The following is a 17,853-nucleotide window of genomic DNA, read 5'->3' on the forward strand; positions in this document are numbered from 1 at the left end:
GTCAAATGGTCGGGGGCGCGGGGCGGGTCGTTGCCGCGCCGTCAGCGCGCGATGCGGGTGATCTGCACGATCGTCGCGACCTGCCGCGCGACCGTGTCGGGCACCGGCACCTCGCCGCGCAACACGGCGTCCGTCCACGCGGCCGTCGTCGCCGCATCGCGCGATTCGGGCAGCGCGACGGGCGGCGTATCGGTCGACGAACGTTCGGCCTCGATCAGCGTGTCGCATACGCCGTCATGCAGCCAGTCGACCTGCACCTGGCGCCGCGTATCGGCGACGGCCTCGCCCTCGGTGCCGCGCGCGAGCAGCGCGCCGCCGAGCGCGGCGTCCGGATGGTCGCGGAACAATTGCGCGAGGCTGTCGCGGTACGGCGGATGCGTGTAGTTGACGAGCCGCAGGCCGGCCGGCGCGAACGGCTGCAGGATCTTCACGAGCGTATGCGTCGAGTTGCGCACGCCGAGCACGCTGCGCATCGACAGCAGGTGCGCGATGCGCGGCGCCAGCGCTTCGATCGGCGCGAACGCGACGCGGCGCTCGGCGAGCATGTCCTCGATCGCATCGTGCGACGTCGACGGCGCGAGCGACAGCGCCGAGAAAATCTCCGCGCTCGTCACGCGGCCCGGATCGCGCTCGACGCCGTGCACGAGCACCGGCACGCCTTCGCGTGCGAGCAGCAGCGCGAGCAGCGGCACGAGGTTCGGCTGCTTGCGCGCGCCGTTGTAGCTCGGGATCGACACGGGGCGGAACGCGGCGTCCTGCACGTGCACGGGCTCGAACGACGCCTGCGCGGCGGCGAGCATCGCAGCCAGCTCGTCGGACGTTTCGCCCTTCAGCCGATAGGCGATCAGGATCGCGCCGAGTTCGACGTCCGACACACGCGCGTCGAGCATCGCGCGATAGAGCTCGAACGTGTCCTCGGCGGACAGTGCGCGCGCGCCGTGCGGGCCGCGGCCGATCTCCTTGATGAAGCGGGCGCAACGGAACGGAACGGCGGCGGGATCGTGGGAAGCGGTCATCGGGACGTGGGGCGGGCGGCCGGCATCGGGCCGCGCGGTGAGCGTAAGGAATGCCCCGAGTATCGCACGGGTGCGGCCGGCGCAAGCGCGGCCGCGCATCGCGCCGCGCTACACTCTGGTTACCGGCGGTGGGCGCGCCGGCTGCGCCGCGCCTGTGCCGTTGCCGGCCGAATACGACTACGAGAGACATCCCATGAAGCTCTACAGCTATTTCCGCAGTTCTGCGTCGTACCGCGTGCGGATCGCCCTGAACCTGAAGCAGCTGCCGTTCGACTATGTCCCCGTGCACATGCTGCGCAACGGTGGCGAGCAACTGAAGGACGAGTACCGTGCACTGAATCCGGACGCGGTCGTGCCGACGCTGACCGACGGCGACGCGACGCTGCAGCAGTCGCTCGCGATCATCGAATATCTCGAAGAAACCCATCCGGAGCCCGCGTTGCTGCCGAAGCAGCCGGTCGACCGCGCGTACGTGCGCGCGGTCGCGCTGCAGATCGCGTGCGAAATCCATCCGCTCAACAACCTGCGCGTGCTGAAGTACCTGAAGCACACGCTGCAGGTACCCGAAGAGGCGAAGAACGCGTGGTACCGGCACTGGATCGAGGCGGGCTTCGAAACGCTCGAGACGCGCCTCGCGAACGATCCGCGCACCGGCAAGCTGTGCTTCGGCGACACGCCGACGCTCGCCGACCTGTGCCTCGTGCCGCAGGTGTTCAACGCGAACCGCTTCTCGATCGACACGACGCGTTATCCGACGATTCAACGGATCGTCGACCATGCATCGACGCTCGACGCGTTCAAGGCCGCCGAGCCCGGCGCGCAACCCGACGCCGAATGAGCGCGGCGCCCCCCGGGCGCGCATGAAAAAGGGCGCCCGAAGGCGCCCTGGGCGATGCGGGCCGGCGGCGTTCAGCCGAGCAGCGCGTCCGCGAATTCCACGGCGCTGAACGGCTGCAGGTCCTCGACCTTCTCGCCGACGCCGATGAAGTAGACGGGCACCGGGCGCTGCCGCGCGATCGCGGCGAGAATCCCGCCCTTCGCAGTGCCGTCGAGCTTCGTGACGATGAGTCCCGTGAGGCCGAGCGCGTCGTCGAATGCCTTCACTTGCGTGAGCGCGTTCTGGCCGGTGTTCGCGTCGATCACCAGCAGCACTTCGTGCGGCGAGCCGTCGTGCGCCTTCGAGATCACGCGCTTCACCTTCTTCAGCTCTTCCATCAGGTGGAGCTGCGTCGGCAGGCGGCCGGCCGTGTCGGCCATCATCACGTCGATCTTGCGTGCGCGCGCGGCGCTGACCGCGTCGAAGATCACCGCGGCCGGATCGCCGCTTTCCTGCTGCACGACCGTCACGTTGTTGCGCTCGCCCCAGACCGCCAGCTGTTCGCGCGCCGCCGCGCGGAACGTGTCGCCCGCGGCCAGCAGCACCGACTGGTCGAAGCTCTGCAGATGCTTCGCGAGCTTGCCGATGCTGGTGGTCTTGCCCGCGCCGTTCACGCCGGTGATCATCATCACGAGCGGCTGTGCGCGGCCGAGCATCAGCGATTTCTCGAGCGGCTTCAGCAGCTCGACGAGCAGGTCGTGCAGCGCACTCTTCACCTGCTGCGGGTCGGTCAGCCGGCCGGTGCGCACCTTTTCGCGCAGCGCGTCGAGCAGGTACTCGGTCGCGTCGACGCCCGCGTCGGACATCAGCAGCGCGGTTTCGAGTTCCTCGTACAGATCCTCGTCGATCTTCGTGTTGACGAATACGCCGGTGATGCTGTTGCCCGTTTTCGCGAGCCCCGTTTTCAGGCGCGCAAGCCACGATTGCTTCGCGGATGCGTCCTGCAGCGGCGGCGGGACGATCTCGACCGTCTCGACGACTTCGTCGCGGCCGTCGTTGGTCGGCGTGACCGTCATCACGACGGCCGGCGCGGCCGGTTGCACGGGCGCCTGCGGCACGTCGGCCGGGGGCGGAGCCTCGAGCGCGGGCGCATCGGACGGCTCGTCCGTTTGCTGCGCGTCGGCCGATTGCGATTCCGCGGGATCGGGCTCCTGCGTTTTCTTGAATCGTTTGAAGAAGCTGAACATGGTCTGACGTCGGGAAGAGGGGGGCCGCCGCCAGGAGCGGGGCGCCGGACGGGCCGTTCTGCGTTCGCGCGGGCGCGGCGCACGGCGGCCGAAACCGTGCATTTTATCAGTGCGGCGTGGCGCTCGCGTCAGTGCGCGACGCCGCTGTGGTAACGTGCGCCTGTTTGGCGGTGCGCCCTGGCGCGCGCCCGGTCCCTCCGTTGCCTATATTCCGTATGTCCCGTTCCTCTCCCGGCCGCCCGGCGGCCCCTCCTGGCCGCGGCAAGCCGCACACGATCCGCATCATAGGCGGCGACTGGAAACGTACCCCGCTCGCGGTGCTCGATCTCGACGGCCTGCGGCCGACGCCCGATCGCGTGCGCGAGACGCTGTTCAACTGGCTCGGCCAGGATCTCGAAGGCCGGCGCTGCCTCGACCTGTTCGCGGGCACCGGCGCGCTCGGCTTCGAGGCCGCGTCGCGCGGCGCGGCGAGCGTCGTGATGGTCGAACGCCATCCGCGCGCCGCGCAGCAACTGCGTGCGATCAAGGACAAGCTCGGCGCCCGCACGGTCGAAGTCGCCGAAGCCGATGCGCTGCGGCTCGCGGCCGGGCTCGCGCCGGGTGCGTTCGACGTCGTGTTTCTCGATCCGCCGTTCGGCGATTCCGCTGTGCTCGAGCGCGCGATCGCGCTGTCGGCGCCGCTTGTCGCGGCGGACGGTGCGCTGTACGTCGAGACGGGGGCGGAACTCGATCCGGCCGCGCACGACGTGCTCGCGGGCTGGCAGGTCGTGAAGCACGGCAAGGCCGGTGCGGTTCACTATCATTTGCTGCGGCGCGAAAATGATGAATAATGCGCGTTCGATACGAGGCGGCGCGCCGCAAAGGCGACGCATGCCCATCTCGGCAGTGGCGTGCGCATCGCACCGCTGCCATCCCGTTTGCGTGATGACAGGAGGAGCGACATGGTAGTCGCCGTGTATCCCGGTACGTTCGATCCGCTGACGCGCGGGCACGAAGACCTCGTGCGGCGTGCGTCGAGCATTTTTGATACGCTGGTGGTTGGTGTCGCCGACAGTCGCGCGAAAAAGCCGTTCTTCTCGCTCGAAGAACGTCTGACGATTGCGAACGAGGTGCTCGGCCATTATCCGAACGTGAAGGTGATGAGTTTCACCGGTCTCCTGAAGGACTTTGTCCGCACCAACAACGCGCGCGTGATCGTGCGCGGCCTGCGCGCCGTGTCCGATTTCGAATATGAGTTCCAGATGGCGGGGATGAACCGCTATCTGCTGCCCGACGTCGAGACGATGTTCATGACGCCGTCCGATCAGTACCAGTTCATCTCGGGAACGATCGTGCGCGAAATCGCGCAGTTGGGCGGCGATGTCAGCAAGTTCGTGTTTCCGTCCGTCGAGAAGTGGCTGACCGAGAAAGTCGCCGCGATGGGAGGCCCTGCCGCGTAACGCGGCGCCGGCCGGTTTCGTTGCGAATCCGGCCGCCGGCCTGAAGAAGTGAGATCAGTATGGCTTTGATGATTACCGACGAGTGCATCAATTGCGACGTGTGCGAGCCCGAGTGCCCGAACGGCGCGATTTCGATGGGCCCGGATATCTACGTGATCGACCCGAACAAGTGCACCGAGTGCGTCGGCCATTTCGACGAACCGCAGTGCCAGCAGGTGTGTCCGGTCGAATGCATTCCGCGCGATCCGCAGCATGACGAATCGCACGCGCAATTGATGGAGAAGTATCACGCGTTGATCGCCGGGAAGGGCGACGACGCGTCGTGACCCTGCGGTGACGCGCGCGCTTTGGTTTATCGGCGCACGCGTCACGCGTCCCGAGCGGCGCCGTCCGGCGCCGGTTCTTCCTTAGGCAAGCAGCTCGCGCAGCGCCGCGACGAGCGCATCGCATTCGGCGTCGGTGCCGACGGTGATGCGCAGATGCTGGTCGATTCGCGGCAGCCGGAAGTGCCGCACGAAAATTTCCCGTTCCTTCAGCTTTGCCGCGATCGCGCCCGCATCGTGCGCGGGATGGCGCGCGAACACGAAGTTCGCGGCCGACGGCACGACGTCGAAGCCGAGCGCGTCGAGCGCGTGTGTGAGCCGCGTCCGGCTGTCGATCACGCGCCGGCAGGTCGCGTCGAAATAGTCGGTGTCCTCGTACGCGGCCTGCGCGGCAACCTGCGCGAGCCGGTCGAGCGGATAGGAGTTGAAGCTGTCCTTCACGCGGTTCAGCGCGTCGATCAGTGCCGCGTCGCCGAACGCGAAGCCGACGCGCATGCCCGCGAGCGAGCGCGCCTTCGACGTCGTGTGCACGACAAGCAGGTTCGGATGGCGGTCGATCAGCGTAATCGCGGACTGCGCGCCGAAATCGACATAGGCCTCGTCGATCACGACGACCGACGACGGATTCGCGGCCGCGATCCGCTCGACATCCGCGAGCGGCAGCGCGCGCCCGGTCGGCGCATTCGGGTTCGGAAACAGCACGCCGCCGGCGTCGTCGAGATAGTCGTCGACGCGGATCGAGAAGTCGTCCGCGAGCGGCACGATCGTGGTCTGTACGCCGTACAGGCGAGCGTAGGTCGGATAGAAGCTGTACGTGATGTCGGGAAACCGCAGCGGCCGGTCGTGCTTCAGCAGCGCCTGGAACGTGTGCGCGAGCACCTCGTCGGAGCCGTTGCCGACGAACACCTGTTCGGGCTTGATGCGATGATGGGCCGCGACCGTCTCGCGCAGCGCGCGCGCGACCGGATCCGGATAGCGGCGCAGCGTGTCGCCGGTCTCGCCGAGTTCGCGTGCGATCGCCGCGACGACGCGCGGCGACGGCGGATAGGGATTCTCGTTGGTGTTCAGCTTGACGGGGTGCGCGAGCGCGGGCTGTTCGCCCGGCACATAAGGCACGAGTTGCTGAACGACGTCGCTCCAGTAACGGCTCACCGCTTGGCTCCTGTCGGGCAAAACGACGAGATTACCGCATGTGCGCGTCAAGGTGGGGAGGGCGGTGCCGCCCGGCGATGCCGGACAGCCCGATGCACCGGGCCGGTGCGATGCGCGGTCAGTTGCGATGCAGCTGCATCGTCGCGCGGTCGAGTTCGCCCTTGACGACCATCGGCATCACGGCGAGCGCGCGTTCGATCGACGCGTCGATCACGTCCTGTTCCTCGCGGCGCGGCGGCTTCAGCACGAAGTTCGCGACGTCGGGCTTCGCGCCGGCGCGCGCGCTTTCCGGAATCAGGTCGCGCGGATGGCCGATGCCGATCCGCAGCCGCCAGTAATGCTGCGTCGACAGGTGCGCGGAGATGTCCTTGAGGCCGTTGTGGCCGCCGCTGCCGCCGCCGAGCTTCAGCTTCACGGTGCCGGGCGGCAGGTCGAGCTCGTCGTGCGCGACGAGAATCTGGTCGGGCAGGATCTTGAAGAATTGCGCGAGCGCGACGACCGACTGGCCAGAGCGGTTCATGTAGGTCTGCGGCTCGAGCAGGTGCACTTCCTCGCCGTGCAGGCGCGCTTTCGCGTAGAAGCCGTGGAAGCGGCGCTCGTCGCGCAGCGTCGTGCCTGTCTCGCGGGCGAGCTGGTCGATCAGCCAGAAGCCGGCGTTGTGGCGCGTCGCGGTGTATTCCGCCCCGGGATTGCCGAGGCCGACGATCAGTTTGATCATGACGTTTCGAAGGCGGCGGCTGCCGCTAGGGCGCAGAAAAAGAAAAACCCGCCGGGCAAGCCGCGGCGGGTTGCGTCGACCGTTTCGTGAAACGGATCGATCGGGCGCGTAGGCAGCCGCTTAGGCAGCCGGCGTTTCGCCTTCGCCTGCTGCGTCCGACACGGCACCAGCCGGGACCGTCGCCGATGCGACAACCGGGTTTTCCGCATCGATGTGCGCGACCAGCGCGACGCCCTTCGGCAGCGCGATGTCCTTCGCGTGCAGCGACTGACCGGCTTCGATCTTCGACAGGTCGACTTCGAGGAACTCCGGCAGGGCAGCCGGCAGGCACTCGACTTCGATTTCCGTCGCGACGTGCGAAACGACCGCGCTCGACAGCTTCACGGCCGGGCTGACTTCGGCGTTCAGGAAGTGCAGCGGCACCTTCGTGTGCAGCTTCTTCTTCGCGTCAACGCGCTGGAAGTCCACGTGCAGCACCAGTTGCTTGAACGGGTGGTATTGCACGTCGCGCAGCAGAACCTGCTGCGACTGGCCGGCCACTTCGAGGTCGAGGATCGACGAGTGGAAGGCTTCCTTCTTCAGGGCGTGCCACAGGGCGTTGTGATCGAGTTCGATCTTTTGCGGGGCTGCTTCGCCACCGTAAACGATACCCGTGGTCTTACCGGCGTTGCGCAGGCGGCGGCTCGCACCCGTACCTTGCTGTTGGCGCTCGAAAGCGACGACTTTCATGTGATTCTCCAATGGCTGCCCGCGACCAGGCAGTAAAACGGGGCCGTCAAACGGCGGCCCCCGATGAAACGGCGGGGTTTCGTCTATCCCGTCCGATTGTGCAAAAAGCGAAGCGTTGCCGCTTCGCTTTCTGCGCATGCTTTGTTGTGTCGACTCGCGATCAGGATTCCGCGAACAGCGACATCACCGAATCGCCGCGGCGGATCCGAGAGAACGTCTCGGCCAGCAGGCTCGCGCTCGTCAGCGAGCGGATCTTCGAGCATGCCAGCGATTCGGCCGACAGCGGGATCGTATCGGTGACGACCAGCTCGTCGAGTGCCGATGCGGCGATGCGGTCGGCGGCGCCGCCCGACAGCACGGGGTGCGTCGCGTACGCGAACACCTGCTTCGCACCGCGGTCCTTCAGCACTTGCGCGGCCTTGCAGAGCGTGCCGGCCGTATCGACCATGTCGTCCATGATCACGCAGGTGCGGCCTTCGACTTCACCGATGATGTTCATCACTTCGGCGACGTTCGCCTTCGGACGACGCTTGTCGATGATCGCGAGATCGCAGTTGAGCTGCTTCGCGAGTGCCCGGGCACGCACCACGCCGCCGACGTCCGGCGACACGACGAGCAGATCCGAGTAGTTCTGCTTGCGCAGGTCGCCCAGCAGGATCGGCGTTGCGTAGATGTTGTCGACCGGGATGTCGAAGAAGCCTTGAATCTGGTCGGCGTGCAGATCCATCGTGATGATCCGCTCGACGCCGGCGATTTCCAGCATGTTCGCGACGACCTTCGCCGAGATCGCGACGCGCGCCGAACGCGGGCGGCGATCCTGACGGGCGTAGCCGAAGTAGGGGATGGCTGCGGTGATCCGGCCGGCCGATGCGCGCTTGAGCGCGTCGACCATGATCATCAGTTCCATCAGGTTGTCGTTCGCCGGCGCGCACGTGGATTGCAGGACGAAGACGTCCTTGCCACGCACGTTTTCCTGGATCTCGACCTGGATCTCGCCGTCGGAGAAACGGCTGACCATTGCTTTGCCGAGGGGAATTCCAAGAATGTTGACGACTTCCTGGGCGAGCGCGGGATTCGCGTTGCCAGTAAAAACCATCAGGCCGTCATGGCTGCTCATCGTGCACCTGCTTCAGGCTTAGGCGGGAAATGCGGGAAAATTTTTGGCAGGGGAGGAAGGACTCGAACCCTCGCATGCCGGAATCAAAATCCGGTGCCTTGACCAACTTGGCGACTCCCCTACACTTAACTGATAACTTCACCGGACTCGTGTAGGCCATCCGGCAAAGTAAAACTTCATGACGCGAAAGCGAAGAGCGGATGCTCGTTCAGGCTCTCGGCAACTGCGCCGTTCCAACTGGCGGGCAGCTTGGCTTTCGCCGCTTCTGCCTCGTGTTTGCTGCGAAACGCTGCAAACACGCTTGCTCCGGAGCCGGTCATCCTCGCGGGGGTCACATCATACAACCATTTGACCACCTGCGCAACTTCCGCGTACTTACTTGTCACAACTTGCTGCATGTCGTTCCGGCCGAAGCTGTCTGGCCATCCCGCATCGCTGTTTTGCTGTGCAAGAAAGTCAGCAATTGTGACGGGCTTCGAATCTCTTGTCAACAACTCATCTGAAAATATTTCAGCGGTCGGGACATGAACGCGTGGCGTCACAACCAAGAACCAGCGAGTCGGCAATTCTACCTCAGCTAATTCTTCTCCGATACCCTCTGCGAACGCATTTTTTCCAAAAATAAAAAACGGGACGTCTGCGCCGAGTTTCACCGCGAGCGACTGGAGTTCCGTGCGCGGCAGGTCGAGTTGCCACAGGCGGTTCAGCGCGAGCAGCGTCGTCGCCGCGTCGGAGCTGCCGCCGCCGAGGCCGGCACCCATCGGCAGGCACTTGTCGATCTCGATGTCGACGCCTGACGCGGTGCCGGTGTGCGCCTTCAGCAGGTTGGCTGCGCGCACGACGAGATCGCTTTCCTCGGGCACGCCGGGCACGTCGGTGACACGCGCGACGCGGCCGTCGTCGCGCAGCGTGAAGTGCAGCGTGTCGCCCCAGTTCAGCAGCTGGAACACGCTCTGCAGATCGTGATAGCCGTTCGGGCGGCGGCCGGTGATGTGCAGGAACAGGTTGAGTTTCGCGGGCGCAAGGCAGTTGCGCAGCGAGCGGGTCGAATCGGTCATGCGTTTGTTGGGCTAGGCGCGCGTACTCACTGATCGAGCACGAGCTTGATGTCGAGCGGCGGCGTCGCGCGCACGAGGTTGACGCGTTTGACGCCCGTGGCCGGGGCGTCCGCGTAGGCAAGGTAGTCGATCGTCCAGCCGTCCTGGCGGATCTGCTTGACGTGCGAGTCGTCGGCCGGATCGCGTACCGTCTCCGCCGGCGTCGCGGGCGCGGGCGTCGGCAGCAGCCAGTAGCGCAGGCCCGCGAGCGGCAGGGCGAAGCCGAGCGTTCGCTGCATCAGGTCGCCGACGTCGGCCGCATATTGCGTCGGACGGTTCGGCAGCTCGAGCGACGCCGCCTGCGGCGTCGATTTCACGACCGCGAGCGTCTGGCCGAGCGGGCTGCGCAGCTCAAGCGACACGTCGTTGCCGTGCTCCTGCCAGTCGAAGTTGCCGTACACGTTCTGCTGCTTGCCGAGACGGTCGTCGTACTGCACGGCGAAGCGGCCATGGTAAGCGTGCGTCGCGGCGGTCTGCAGCGCCGCGCCCGTCGGCGCGCTTGCCGACGGCGGCGTGCTCGCGCAGCCGGCGAGCGCGAGCGCCGCGCCGGCTGCGGCCAGCGTGCGCTGCGCGCGGGAGAACAGGGAAAGCATCGGGAACATCTGCATCAGAGGCCGTTGATCTGCAGGCGCTTCAGCGTCTGCACGAGCGTTTCGTTGTCGGGCTCGAGTTTCTGCGCGGCACGCCACGCGGAACGCGCGTCGTCCTGCGCGCCGCTCTTCCACAGCACTTCGCCGAGGTGCGCGCCGATTTCGGCGTTCGGCTGCAGTTCGTACGCATGCCGCAGGACCTTCGTAGCGCCGGCCGTGTCGCCCATCCGGTACTTCACCCAGCCGAGGCTATCCATGATGTAGGCATCGTTCGGCGCGAGCGTCATCGCCTTGTCGATCAGCTTGCTGGCTTCGGGCAGGCGCTGGTTGCGGTCGGCAAGCGAATAGCCGAGCGCGTTGTACGCCTGCGGGTTGTCGGGCTGCGTGCGGATCAGCTCGCGCAGCTGCTTTTCCATCGTCGTGTAGTGGCCGGTTTTTTCGGCCGCCATCGCGTAGTCGTAGCGCAGGTCGGGATCGTCCGGGAAGTCCTGGACCGCCTGCCCGAGCCGTGCCTCGGCTTCCGGATAGCGCTTCGCGGTGAACAGGATCGACGCGTCGGTGCGCGCGACCACGGCCGCGTCGCGCGGATCCGTGATCGGCAGGTCGTCGAGCACCTTGCGCGCCTCGTCGGTCTTGCCCTGTTTCTGCAGCAGCTGCGCGCGCGTGATCTGCGCGGGGAGATAGTGCTGGCTCGTCTGGTCGACCTTGTCGAGCCATTGCGACGCCTGCGCATCGTTGTTCTGGTCGATCGCGATCTGCGCGAGGTAGATGTAGCCCTGGCCGACGTCGAGGTTCGACTGCTTGTCGCCGAGCTGCACGTACTGCTTCAGGTAGGCGGTCGCTTCGTCGAGTTTCTTCTGCTGAATCTTGATCAGCGCGAGCGCCATCAGCGGCGTCGGATCCTTCGAGTCGAGCTTGCGCATCGTCTCGAACTGCTTCTGCGCGTCGTCGAGGCGATCGTCGGCGAGATAGAGCTGCGACAGCGCAAGCCGCGCGTCGCGCGACTTCGGATTCTGCTGAACATATTTCTCGAACGACGCGATGCCCGCCGCGCGTTCCGCCGGCCCCATCTGCGACAGCATCAGGGCCGCCGGCAGGTAGTCGGGGCGGAGCTGCAGCGCCCGCTTCAGCGATTGCGCGGCGCCGTCCTTGTCGTCGACGGCGAGCTGCTGCCGCGCGATCGCGAGCTGCGCCTCGGGCCGGTTCATGTCGTTCTTCAGCATGTCCTTCAGCACCGCGAGGCCGCCGACGCGATCGGAGCCGCGCACGAGCAGCGCCTGCAGCGCGAGGATCGCGGGCCCGCGCGTCTCGCCGGTTGCGCGGGCCAGCTCGCGCGCGAGCATCGGCTGCGCGTCGGCCGGCTTGCCGGCGAGCACCAGCAGCGCGGCGTCGACCTGCGACGCCCGATTCGAATCCGGTGCGTACTGGCGCCACAGGTTCGCGGCGGACAGCGCGTCGGCCGGGCTCTGTGCACCGAGCGCGATCTCGGTCGCACGCTGCGCCATGCGCGGATCGCGCGTGTCGCGGGCGAGCGCGAGGTAGGTCTGGTACGCCGGCGCCGGCTGGTTGCGCTGGAGCGCGACTTCGGCGGCGAGCACCTGGTAGACGATCTGGCTCGTCAGCGGGACACCGGGGAGATTCTTCTGCTCATCCGGCATCACATGCTCGAACGCGCCCTGCGGCTCCGCGTCGTCCGATGCCGGATCCTGCGCGTGAGCCGGGAAGGCGGTGAGGGTCCAGGCGGCAAACAGCGCGGCGCCGAGTGCACGACGGACCGGGAAGGCGCGCGCGCCGCGCGCGGCGGCGGGGCGCTTCTGAAGCAGCTTCGAGGGCAGAGTCATGGAAATCCGTTCGATGTTTCAACCGATTGTAACGCGCTCGCTACAATACACGCACGATCGTGATAGGGTCTGTTTACATATGGAACGCACATGCGAATGCCCGAAATCGCCCGCATGGCAAGAAGCGAGGAGTGCCGTTTGGCGAGCCAAACAAGCGACGAGCGACGCCGCCATGCGGGCGATTTCGGGCATTCCCGTGACATGAATTTTTTAATTTGGGGTTGCCACGAGAACGGCCGCTCGCCGCGTTGTGCTCCTTGCGAATACGTCAGTATTCGCGGCGTCGCGCGCCTCGCGAGCGGCCGTTCTCGTGGCAACGCATGCGCGTTCCATATGTAAACAGACCCTAGTCTCAGACCCGCTTAACATGCCAGAGTTGCCAGAAGTCGAAGTCACGCGCCGGGGCATCGAGCCCTTTGTCGCGGGCCGCCGCGTCGAGCGTGTCGACGTCCGTACCGCGATGCTGCGCTGGCCCGTGCCGGCGGGGCTCGCCGAGCAGTTGCGCGCGCGCGAGGTGCTCGCGGTCGAACGTCGCGGCAAATACCTGCTGTTCGAGGTCGACGCGGGCTGGTTCATCGTCCATCTCGGCATGACGGGCACGCTGCGCGTGCTGCCCGCGGCCGGCGTGCCCGTTGCCGCGAAGCACGACCACATCGACTGGATCTTCGACGAATTCGTACTGCGGTTCCGCGATCCGCGCCGCTTCGGCGCCGTGCTGTGGCACCCGCGCGAAGCGGGCGACGTGCACGCGCATCCGCTTCTCGCGAGCCTCGGCGTCGAGCCGTTCTCGCCGGCGTTCACCGGCGCGCTGCTGCATGCGCGCACGCGCGGCCGCACGGTGTCGGTCAAGCAGGCGCTGCTCGCGGGCGACATGGTCGTCGGCGTCGGCAACATCTATGCGTCGGAGAGCCTGTTTCGCGCCGGCATCCGGCCGACGACGGCCGCCGGCAAGGTGTCGCTGCCGCGCTACGAGCGGCTGGCCGACGCGGTGCGTGCGACGCTCGCCGATGCGATCGAGCGCGGCGGCAGTACGCTGCGCGATTTTGTCGGCAGCAACGGCGAAAGCGGCTATTTCCAGCTCGACTGCTTCGTCTACGACCGTGCCGGCCAGCCTTGCCGCGTATGCGGCACGCCGATCCGCCAGATCGTGCAGGGCCAGCGGTCGACCTATTTCTGTGCGACCTGCCAGCGTTGAAACCTTTTTCCGCGATTAGATAACTTGAAGCCGCCCCGCATCGCCCCCGCTCCGTTCCCCGTCACACCGCTGCACCGCACGTTCGCCACGCGCCTGATCGCGTGGCAGCGCGAGCATGGCCGCCACGACCTGCCGTGGCAGAACACCCGCGATCCGTACCGAATCTGGCTGTCGGAAATCATGCTGCAACAGACCCAGGTGTCGACCGTCATCCCGTATTACGCGCGCTTTCTCGAACGCTGCCCCGACGTCGCCGCGCTCGCGGCCGCGCCGGTCGACGACGTGATGGCGCTGTGGGCGGGGCTCGGCTACTACTCGCGCGCGCGCAACCTGCACCGCTGCGCGCAGGCCGTCGTCGCCGAGCACGGCGGCGCGTTTCCGGCGACGCCCGACGCGCTGGCCGAACTGCCGGGCATCGGCCGCTCGACGGCCGCGGCGATCGCGTCGTTCGCGTACGGCGCGCGCGCGACGATCCTCGACGGCAACGTGAAGCGCGTGCTCGCGCGGGTGTTCGGCGTCGAGGGCTTTCCGGGAGAGAAGCGCGTCGAGAACGACATGTGGGCGCTCGCCGAATCGCTGTTGCCCGACGCCGCCAATGCGGCGGACGTCAGCGCCTATACGCAGGGGCTGATGGATCTCGGCGCGACGCTGTGCGTGCGCGGCAAGCCCGATTGCGCGCGTTGCCCGTTCGCGGGCGACTGCGTCGCGCAATCGACGGGCCGGCAGCGCGAACTGCCGGCCGCGCGGCCGAAGAAGGCCGTGCCGACGCGCAAGACCTGGATGCTCGTGCTGCGCGACGGCGACGCCGTGCTGCTCGAGCGGCGGCCGCCGGCCGGCATCTGGGGCGGCTTGTGGAGCCTGCCGCAAGCCGACGGCGATGCGGCACTCGCGGAGCTTGCGCAGGGCTTCGGCGGCGGCGGCCCGGTGCCGCTTGCGCCGTTCACGCATACGTTCACGCATTTCCGGCTCGAGATCGAGCCGCGGCTGAGCGACATGGCCGACGGCCGCGGCCTGCCGTCGCAGGCACGGGACGCGGAGACCGCGTGGGTGCCGCTGAGCCGGCTCGATGCGTACGGCGTGCCGGCGCCCGTGCGCAAGCTGCTCGATGCACTGAGCGGGCCGCTGCTGTAACGAAGGGGAACGGGCGCGGGCCGCGCGCTCGAGAAAACGCCGGGCCGCCCCGGGTTTTCCGCACCGAAGGAAGTCCCGTCCGGAGGCGCCTACAGCCAGCCGTGCCGGTCGAGCACGTGGTGCACGGCGTCGATGCGTGCGCCGACGTCCGGAAATTCCATCAGCTTTTGCCGCGCGCGCAGGTCGAGCGGCAGCAGTTCCGCGAGGCGGTTCGACACCCAGCTCGGATCGTCGAGGCGGAACGGTTCGCCGAACGGCAGCTTGCCCGGCTCGGATTTCTTCAGCGCGTCGATGATGCGCTCCAGCACCTCGGCGCACGAGCCGAACTGCGCGAGCGCCTGCTCGCCTTCGAGCGGGATGTCGTCGGGCAGCGGCTCCGCGATGCCGACCAGCAGCCCGTTGCCTTCGACGCGATACGACAGCAGTTCGAAACGCTGCGTGCCGACCGCCTGCAGATACAGCATCCCGAATTCGCCGGTATCGCACTCGGTGATGCGCGCCATGCAGCCGATGGTTTCGGGCACCGACACGGCGCCGTCCTGTGCGACTTCGGGCCCGCTCTTCAGCAGGCACACGCCGAACGGCGCGTCGTCGCGCAGGCACGCGCGGGACATGTCGAGGTAGCGTGCCTCGAACACCTTGAGCGGGAGCAAGCCTCCCGGAAACAGCACCGTGTGCAGCGGAAACAGCGGCAGGTCGATCAGGGTGGTCGATAGGGAGGACATGGCGCGCGGGCGTTGGGGCGGGTGTCGCTAGGGTCGGTCGACCTCGGAGACGAGCCGCGACGACGCGTCGACATCCACTGGCGCGTCACGATGCCGCACGATCACGTTCGCCTCGTGCGCGAGGCGCGCGGCGAGCGCTTCCGCGATGAACACCGAGCGATGCTGGCCGCCGGTGCAGCCGATGGCGACGGTCAGGTAGCTGCGGTTGTCATCGCGGAAGTGCGGCAGCCATTTCAACAGGAACGCATGGATGTCGTCGATCATCTGGTGGACGATCGGCAGTGCGTCGAGAAAGGCGATGACCGGCTGGTCGAGCCCGGTGAGCGGGCGCAACTCGTGGTCGTAGTACGGATTCGGCAGCGCGCGCACGTCGAACATCAGGTCGGCGTCGAGCGGTACGCCGCGCTTGAAGCCGAACGACTCGAACATCACCATCAGGTCGTTGTTCTTCTGCTCGATGAAGCGCTTGACCCACGTGCGCAGCACGTTCGCGCGCAGCGTGCTCGTATCGATCTGGTGGCCGAACTCGGCGAGCGGCGCGACGAGGTCGCGTTCGCGCTCGATCGCTTCCTCGAGCGACGACAGCAGGCCGACGTCTGCATCGTGCGACAGCGAGCCGGAGAGCGGATGGCGGCGGCGCGTTTCGGAGAAGCGCTGGATCAGCGCCTGGGTGCTTGCGTTGAGGAACAGCACGCGCACGTCGTGATCGCGCGACAGCTCGCGGATCAGGCCGGGCATTTCGTCGAGCGATGCGCTCGAGCGCGCGTCGATCGCAACCGCGAGCCGGCGCTGGCCGTCCTGGGCGAGGTAGCGGGCGAGTTCGGGGAGCACATGCGGCGGCAGGTTGTCGACGCAGTAATAGCCTGCGTCTTCGAGCGCGTTCAGCGCGACGGATTTGCCTGAGCCGGAGATGCCGGTGATAAGGACGATGCGCATGGGAAGCAGAGAATCCTGACGTTTCATCATAGCACTGGCTCGACGCGTCGGCGTTGCGCAGCCGGCGCGTGCGGGTTACACCAGTTTGCCGGGGAACTGACTGTCGGGATCTTGCATCGCGAGTCGTTGCCGATCCATGAAATCGCGCAACGTGTCGATTCCGCGCAACTGCAGGATCGTGTTCCGGACGGCGGCCTCGACGAGCACCGCAAGGTTGCGGCCGGCCGCAACCTGGATCGTGACCTTGCTGATCGGCAAACCGAGCACGTCGACGGTCTGGCTTTCGAGCGGCAGGCGCTGGAATTCGCCGTCGGGGCGCCGCACGAGCTGGACGATCAGCTTCAGCTTCATTTTCCGCCGCACGGCGGTTTCGCCGAAGATCGTCTTGATGTCGAGCAGGCCGAGGCCGCGCACTTCGAGCAGGTTTTGCAGCAGCGGCGGGCACCGCCCTTCGACGAAATCGGGGCCAAGACGGACGAAGTCGACCGCGTCGTCGGCGACGAGGCCGTGGCCGCGGCTGATCAGTTCGAGGCCGAGTTCGCTTTTGCCGAGGCCCGAATCGCCGGTCAGCAGCACGCCCATCCCGAGGATGTCGAGGAATACGCCGTGCAGCGTCGCGCGCGGCGCGAGGATGCGGGACATGTAGAGCCGCAGGCTGTCGATCACCGCGGCGGCCGACATCGGCGTCGTGAACAGCGGGGTCGACGAGCGCGTGCAGCGCAGCACGAGTTCGGGCGGCGCCGCGGCGCCGCCGGCGACGACGAGGAACGGCGGTTCGAGTGCGATCAGCTCGGCCATGTGGCGCGAGCGGTCTTCGTCGGTCTGGCGCTGGTAGTAGTCGATTTCGGCTTCGCCCAGCACCTGGATCCGGTTCGGGTGGATCAGGTTCAGGTGGCCGACGAGGTCGGCGCTCGACGTCGCGTTGCCGACCGTGTCGGCCGAAAAGCCGCGTTCCCAGCCTTCATGCCCCGTCAGCCAGCTCAGTTTCAGCGTGGCCGCGTTGTCGTCGAAGATGCTCTGGGCGTTGATGCTGGACGTATCCATGACTCTCGTCACTCCAATGGGCCGGTGCATGCGCGCGGCGACGGACGTCGCCATGCCGGGCCGGCGCCGGGCGGCCCTGGACGGCGGCGCGTGCCGCCTCGTACGGGAAAATATTCCGCCCGGATCAACTCAAGGTTGCCACTGAGTGAGCAGGCGATGCAACTCGGCGATATCCGTTTCGTTGTGCAGACGCTCACGCGCGTCGCGATCGGACAGCAGTTGCGCGATTTCCGACAGGATTTCGAGATGCTGCTGGGTGGCTTGCTCGGGGACGAGCAGGAAAATCAGGAGGCCGACCGGCTGGCCGTCGGGCGCTTCGAACGGGATCGCATCGGCGAGCCGGACGAACGCGGCGAGAGGGTGCTTGAGACCCTTGATGCGCCCGTGCGGAATCGCGACGCCTTCGCCGAGCCCGGTCGAGCCGAGGCGCTCGCGCGCGAACAGGTTGTCCGTGACGGTGCTGCGGGCGATGCCGTTCTGATTCTCGAACATCAGCCCGGCTTGTTCGAACACGCGTTTCTTGCTGGTGACCGAGAGGTCGATGACGACGTTCTCTATGGGCAGGATTTTGGCTAGGCGATTCATGTTGGCAGGCGATTGGGCGGCCTGGGGTCTCCTTGCGGCGGCAGACTGATTTTCCATGTTCGGCGATATCAAGGCATCTGGTATCGGCAACCTGCAACGCAGCTACCGCACCCAACGCCCCCCGGCGATAACCGGGACATTATAGAGCACA

19 protein-coding genes and 1 tRNA gene are annotated in these 17,853 nt (G+C 67.0%); 6 read left to right on the top strand and 14 right to left on the bottom strand.

The window, feature by feature from the left end:
- Window positions 1–41 precede the first annotated feature (41 nt).
- Entirely contained in the window at window positions 42–1,016 is a 975-nt protein-coding gene (ybiB, locus tag ACPUER_RS19785; RefSeq protein ID WP_175963642.1) for a DNA-binding protein YbiB, read from the bottom strand.
- A 193-nt stretch (window positions 1,017–1,209) separates the two neighbouring features.
- Between ybiB and maiA the strand changes: the two genes are divergently transcribed.
- Window positions 1,210–1,854 carry a maleylacetoacetate isomerase gene (maiA, locus tag ACPUER_RS19790; RefSeq protein ID WP_072444701.1) on the top strand — a complete coding sequence of 215 codons (645 nt, stop codon included), beginning with the start codon at window positions 1,210–1,212 and terminating at the stop codon, window positions 1,852–1,854.
- Window positions 1,855–1,925: 71 nt separating this feature from the next.
- Here the strand turns inward: maiA and ftsY are convergent, their stop codons facing one another.
- Complete coding sequence (gene ftsY, locus ACPUER_RS19795) at window positions 1,926–3,080, bottom strand: signal recognition particle-docking protein FtsY (protein ID WP_175963643.1); 1,155 nt, start codon at window positions 3,078–3,080, stop codon at window positions 1,926–1,928.
- A 215-nt stretch (window positions 3,081–3,295) separates the two neighbouring features.
- On the opposite strand from ftsY, the gene rsmD reads away from it, so the two are divergent.
- The 3 genes from rsmD to ACPUER_RS19810 all read left to right on the top strand — a co-directional run bounded on the left by rsmD (window position 3,296) and on the right by ACPUER_RS19810 (window position 4,845).
- Window positions 3,296–3,910: a 16S rRNA (guanine(966)-N(2))-methyltransferase RsmD gene (rsmD, locus tag ACPUER_RS19800; protein WP_175963644.1), complete on the top strand. Its 615-nt coding sequence runs from the start codon at window positions 3,296–3,298 to the stop codon at window positions 3,908–3,910.
- A gap of 111 nt (window positions 3,911–4,021) precedes the next feature.
- Entirely contained in the window at window positions 4,022–4,519 is a 498-nt protein-coding gene (gene coaD / locus ACPUER_RS19805; RefSeq protein ID WP_031403077.1) for a pantetheine-phosphate adenylyltransferase, read from the top strand.
- A gap of 59 nt (window positions 4,520–4,578) precedes the next feature.
- Window positions 4,579–4,845, top strand: coding sequence for a YfhL family 4Fe-4S dicluster ferredoxin (locus ACPUER_RS19810; RefSeq protein WP_034179073.1), 267 nt, complete (start codon window positions 4,579–4,581; stop codon window positions 4,843–4,845).
- 81 nt (window positions 4,846–4,926) lie between these two features.
- Here ACPUER_RS19810 and hisC read toward each other — a convergent pair whose 3' ends face one another.
- The 8 genes from hisC to ACPUER_RS19850 form a co-directional block, all read right to left on the bottom strand.
- Complete coding sequence (hisC, locus tag ACPUER_RS19815) at window positions 4,927–5,994, bottom strand: histidinol-phosphate transaminase (protein WP_204424579.1); 1,068 nt, start codon at window positions 5,992–5,994, stop codon at window positions 4,927–4,929.
- A gap of 118 nt (window positions 5,995–6,112) precedes the next feature.
- On the bottom strand, window positions 6,113–6,712 hold the full coding sequence (gene pth, locus ACPUER_RS19820; protein ID WP_175963646.1) for an aminoacyl-tRNA hydrolase: 600 nt from the start codon (window positions 6,710–6,712) through the stop codon (window positions 6,113–6,115).
- Between the two features lie 120 nt (window positions 6,713–6,832).
- Window positions 6,833–7,441: a 50S ribosomal protein L25/general stress protein Ctc gene (locus ACPUER_RS19825; protein ID WP_175963647.1), complete on the bottom strand. Its 609-nt coding sequence runs from the start codon at window positions 7,439–7,441 to the stop codon at window positions 6,833–6,835.
- Between the two features lie 160 nt (window positions 7,442–7,601).
- Entirely contained in the window at window positions 7,602–8,558 is a 957-nt protein-coding gene (locus ACPUER_RS19830; protein WP_034179069.1) for a ribose-phosphate pyrophosphokinase, read from the bottom strand.
- 44 nt (window positions 8,559–8,602) lie between these two features.
- Window positions 8,603–8,679, bottom strand: a tRNA-Gln gene (locus ACPUER_RS19835).
- A gap of 55 nt (window positions 8,680–8,734) precedes the next feature.
- A complete protein-coding gene (ispE, locus tag ACPUER_RS19840; protein ID WP_034179068.1) occupies window positions 8,735–9,616 on the bottom strand; it encodes a 4-(cytidine 5'-diphospho)-2-C-methyl-D-erythritol kinase in 882 nt (293 codons plus the stop codon).
- A 26-nt stretch (window positions 9,617–9,642) separates the two neighbouring features.
- Entirely contained in the window at window positions 9,643–10,263 is a 621-nt protein-coding gene (gene lolB, locus ACPUER_RS19845; RefSeq protein ID WP_072444691.1) for a lipoprotein insertase outer membrane protein LolB, read from the bottom strand.
- Entirely contained in the window at window positions 10,263–12,086 is a 1,824-nt protein-coding gene (locus tag ACPUER_RS19850) for a tetratricopeptide repeat protein (protein WP_425131923.1), read from the bottom strand. Before ACPUER_RS19850 ends, lolB begins: the two co-directional genes overlap by 1 nt.
- Before the next feature lie 367 nt (window positions 12,087–12,453).
- On the opposite strand from ACPUER_RS19850, the gene mutM reads away from it, so the two are divergent.
- Window positions 12,454–13,281, top strand: coding sequence for a bifunctional DNA-formamidopyrimidine glycosylase/DNA-(apurinic or apyrimidinic site) lyase (mutM, locus tag ACPUER_RS19855; RefSeq protein ID WP_034179065.1), 828 nt, complete (start codon window positions 12,454–12,456; stop codon window positions 13,279–13,281).
- Window positions 13,282–13,305: 24 nt separating this feature from the next.
- Complete coding sequence (gene mutY, locus ACPUER_RS19860) at window positions 13,306–14,412, top strand: A/G-specific adenine glycosylase (RefSeq protein WP_425131924.1); 1,107 nt, start codon at window positions 13,306–13,308, stop codon at window positions 14,410–14,412.
- An 89-nt stretch (window positions 14,413–14,501) separates the two neighbouring features.
- On the opposite strand, the gene ACPUER_RS19865 is transcribed toward mutY, so the two are convergent.
- From ACPUER_RS19865 to ACPUER_RS19880, 4 genes are all read right to left on the bottom strand, one after another.
- On the bottom strand, window positions 14,502–15,137 hold the full coding sequence (locus ACPUER_RS19865) for an LON peptidase substrate-binding domain-containing protein (RefSeq protein WP_111016078.1): 636 nt from the start codon (window positions 15,135–15,137) through the stop codon (window positions 14,502–14,504).
- A 27-nt stretch (window positions 15,138–15,164) separates the two neighbouring features.
- Window positions 15,165–16,073: an RNase adapter RapZ gene (gene rapZ / locus ACPUER_RS19870; protein WP_425131925.1), complete on the bottom strand. Its 909-nt coding sequence runs from the start codon at window positions 16,071–16,073 to the stop codon at window positions 15,165–15,167.
- 75 nt (window positions 16,074–16,148) lie between these two features.
- On the bottom strand, window positions 16,149–17,117 hold the full coding sequence (hprK, locus tag ACPUER_RS19875; protein WP_006483133.1) for an HPr(Ser) kinase/phosphatase: 969 nt from the start codon (window positions 17,115–17,117) through the stop codon (window positions 16,149–16,151).
- A gap of 129 nt (window positions 17,118–17,246) precedes the next feature.
- The gene (locus ACPUER_RS19880) at window positions 17,247–17,759 is read right to left on the bottom strand and encodes a PTS sugar transporter subunit IIA (protein ID WP_034195643.1); all 513 of its coding nucleotides are present in this window, start codon (window positions 17,757–17,759) and stop codon (window positions 17,247–17,249) included.
- Window positions 17,760–17,853: the final 94 nt, after the last annotated feature.

It is taken from the genome of Burkholderia sp. DN3021, from assembly GCF_049805555.1.
Lineage (GTDB): Bacteria > Pseudomonadota > Gammaproteobacteria > Burkholderiales > Burkholderiaceae > Burkholderia > Burkholderia pyrrocinia_C.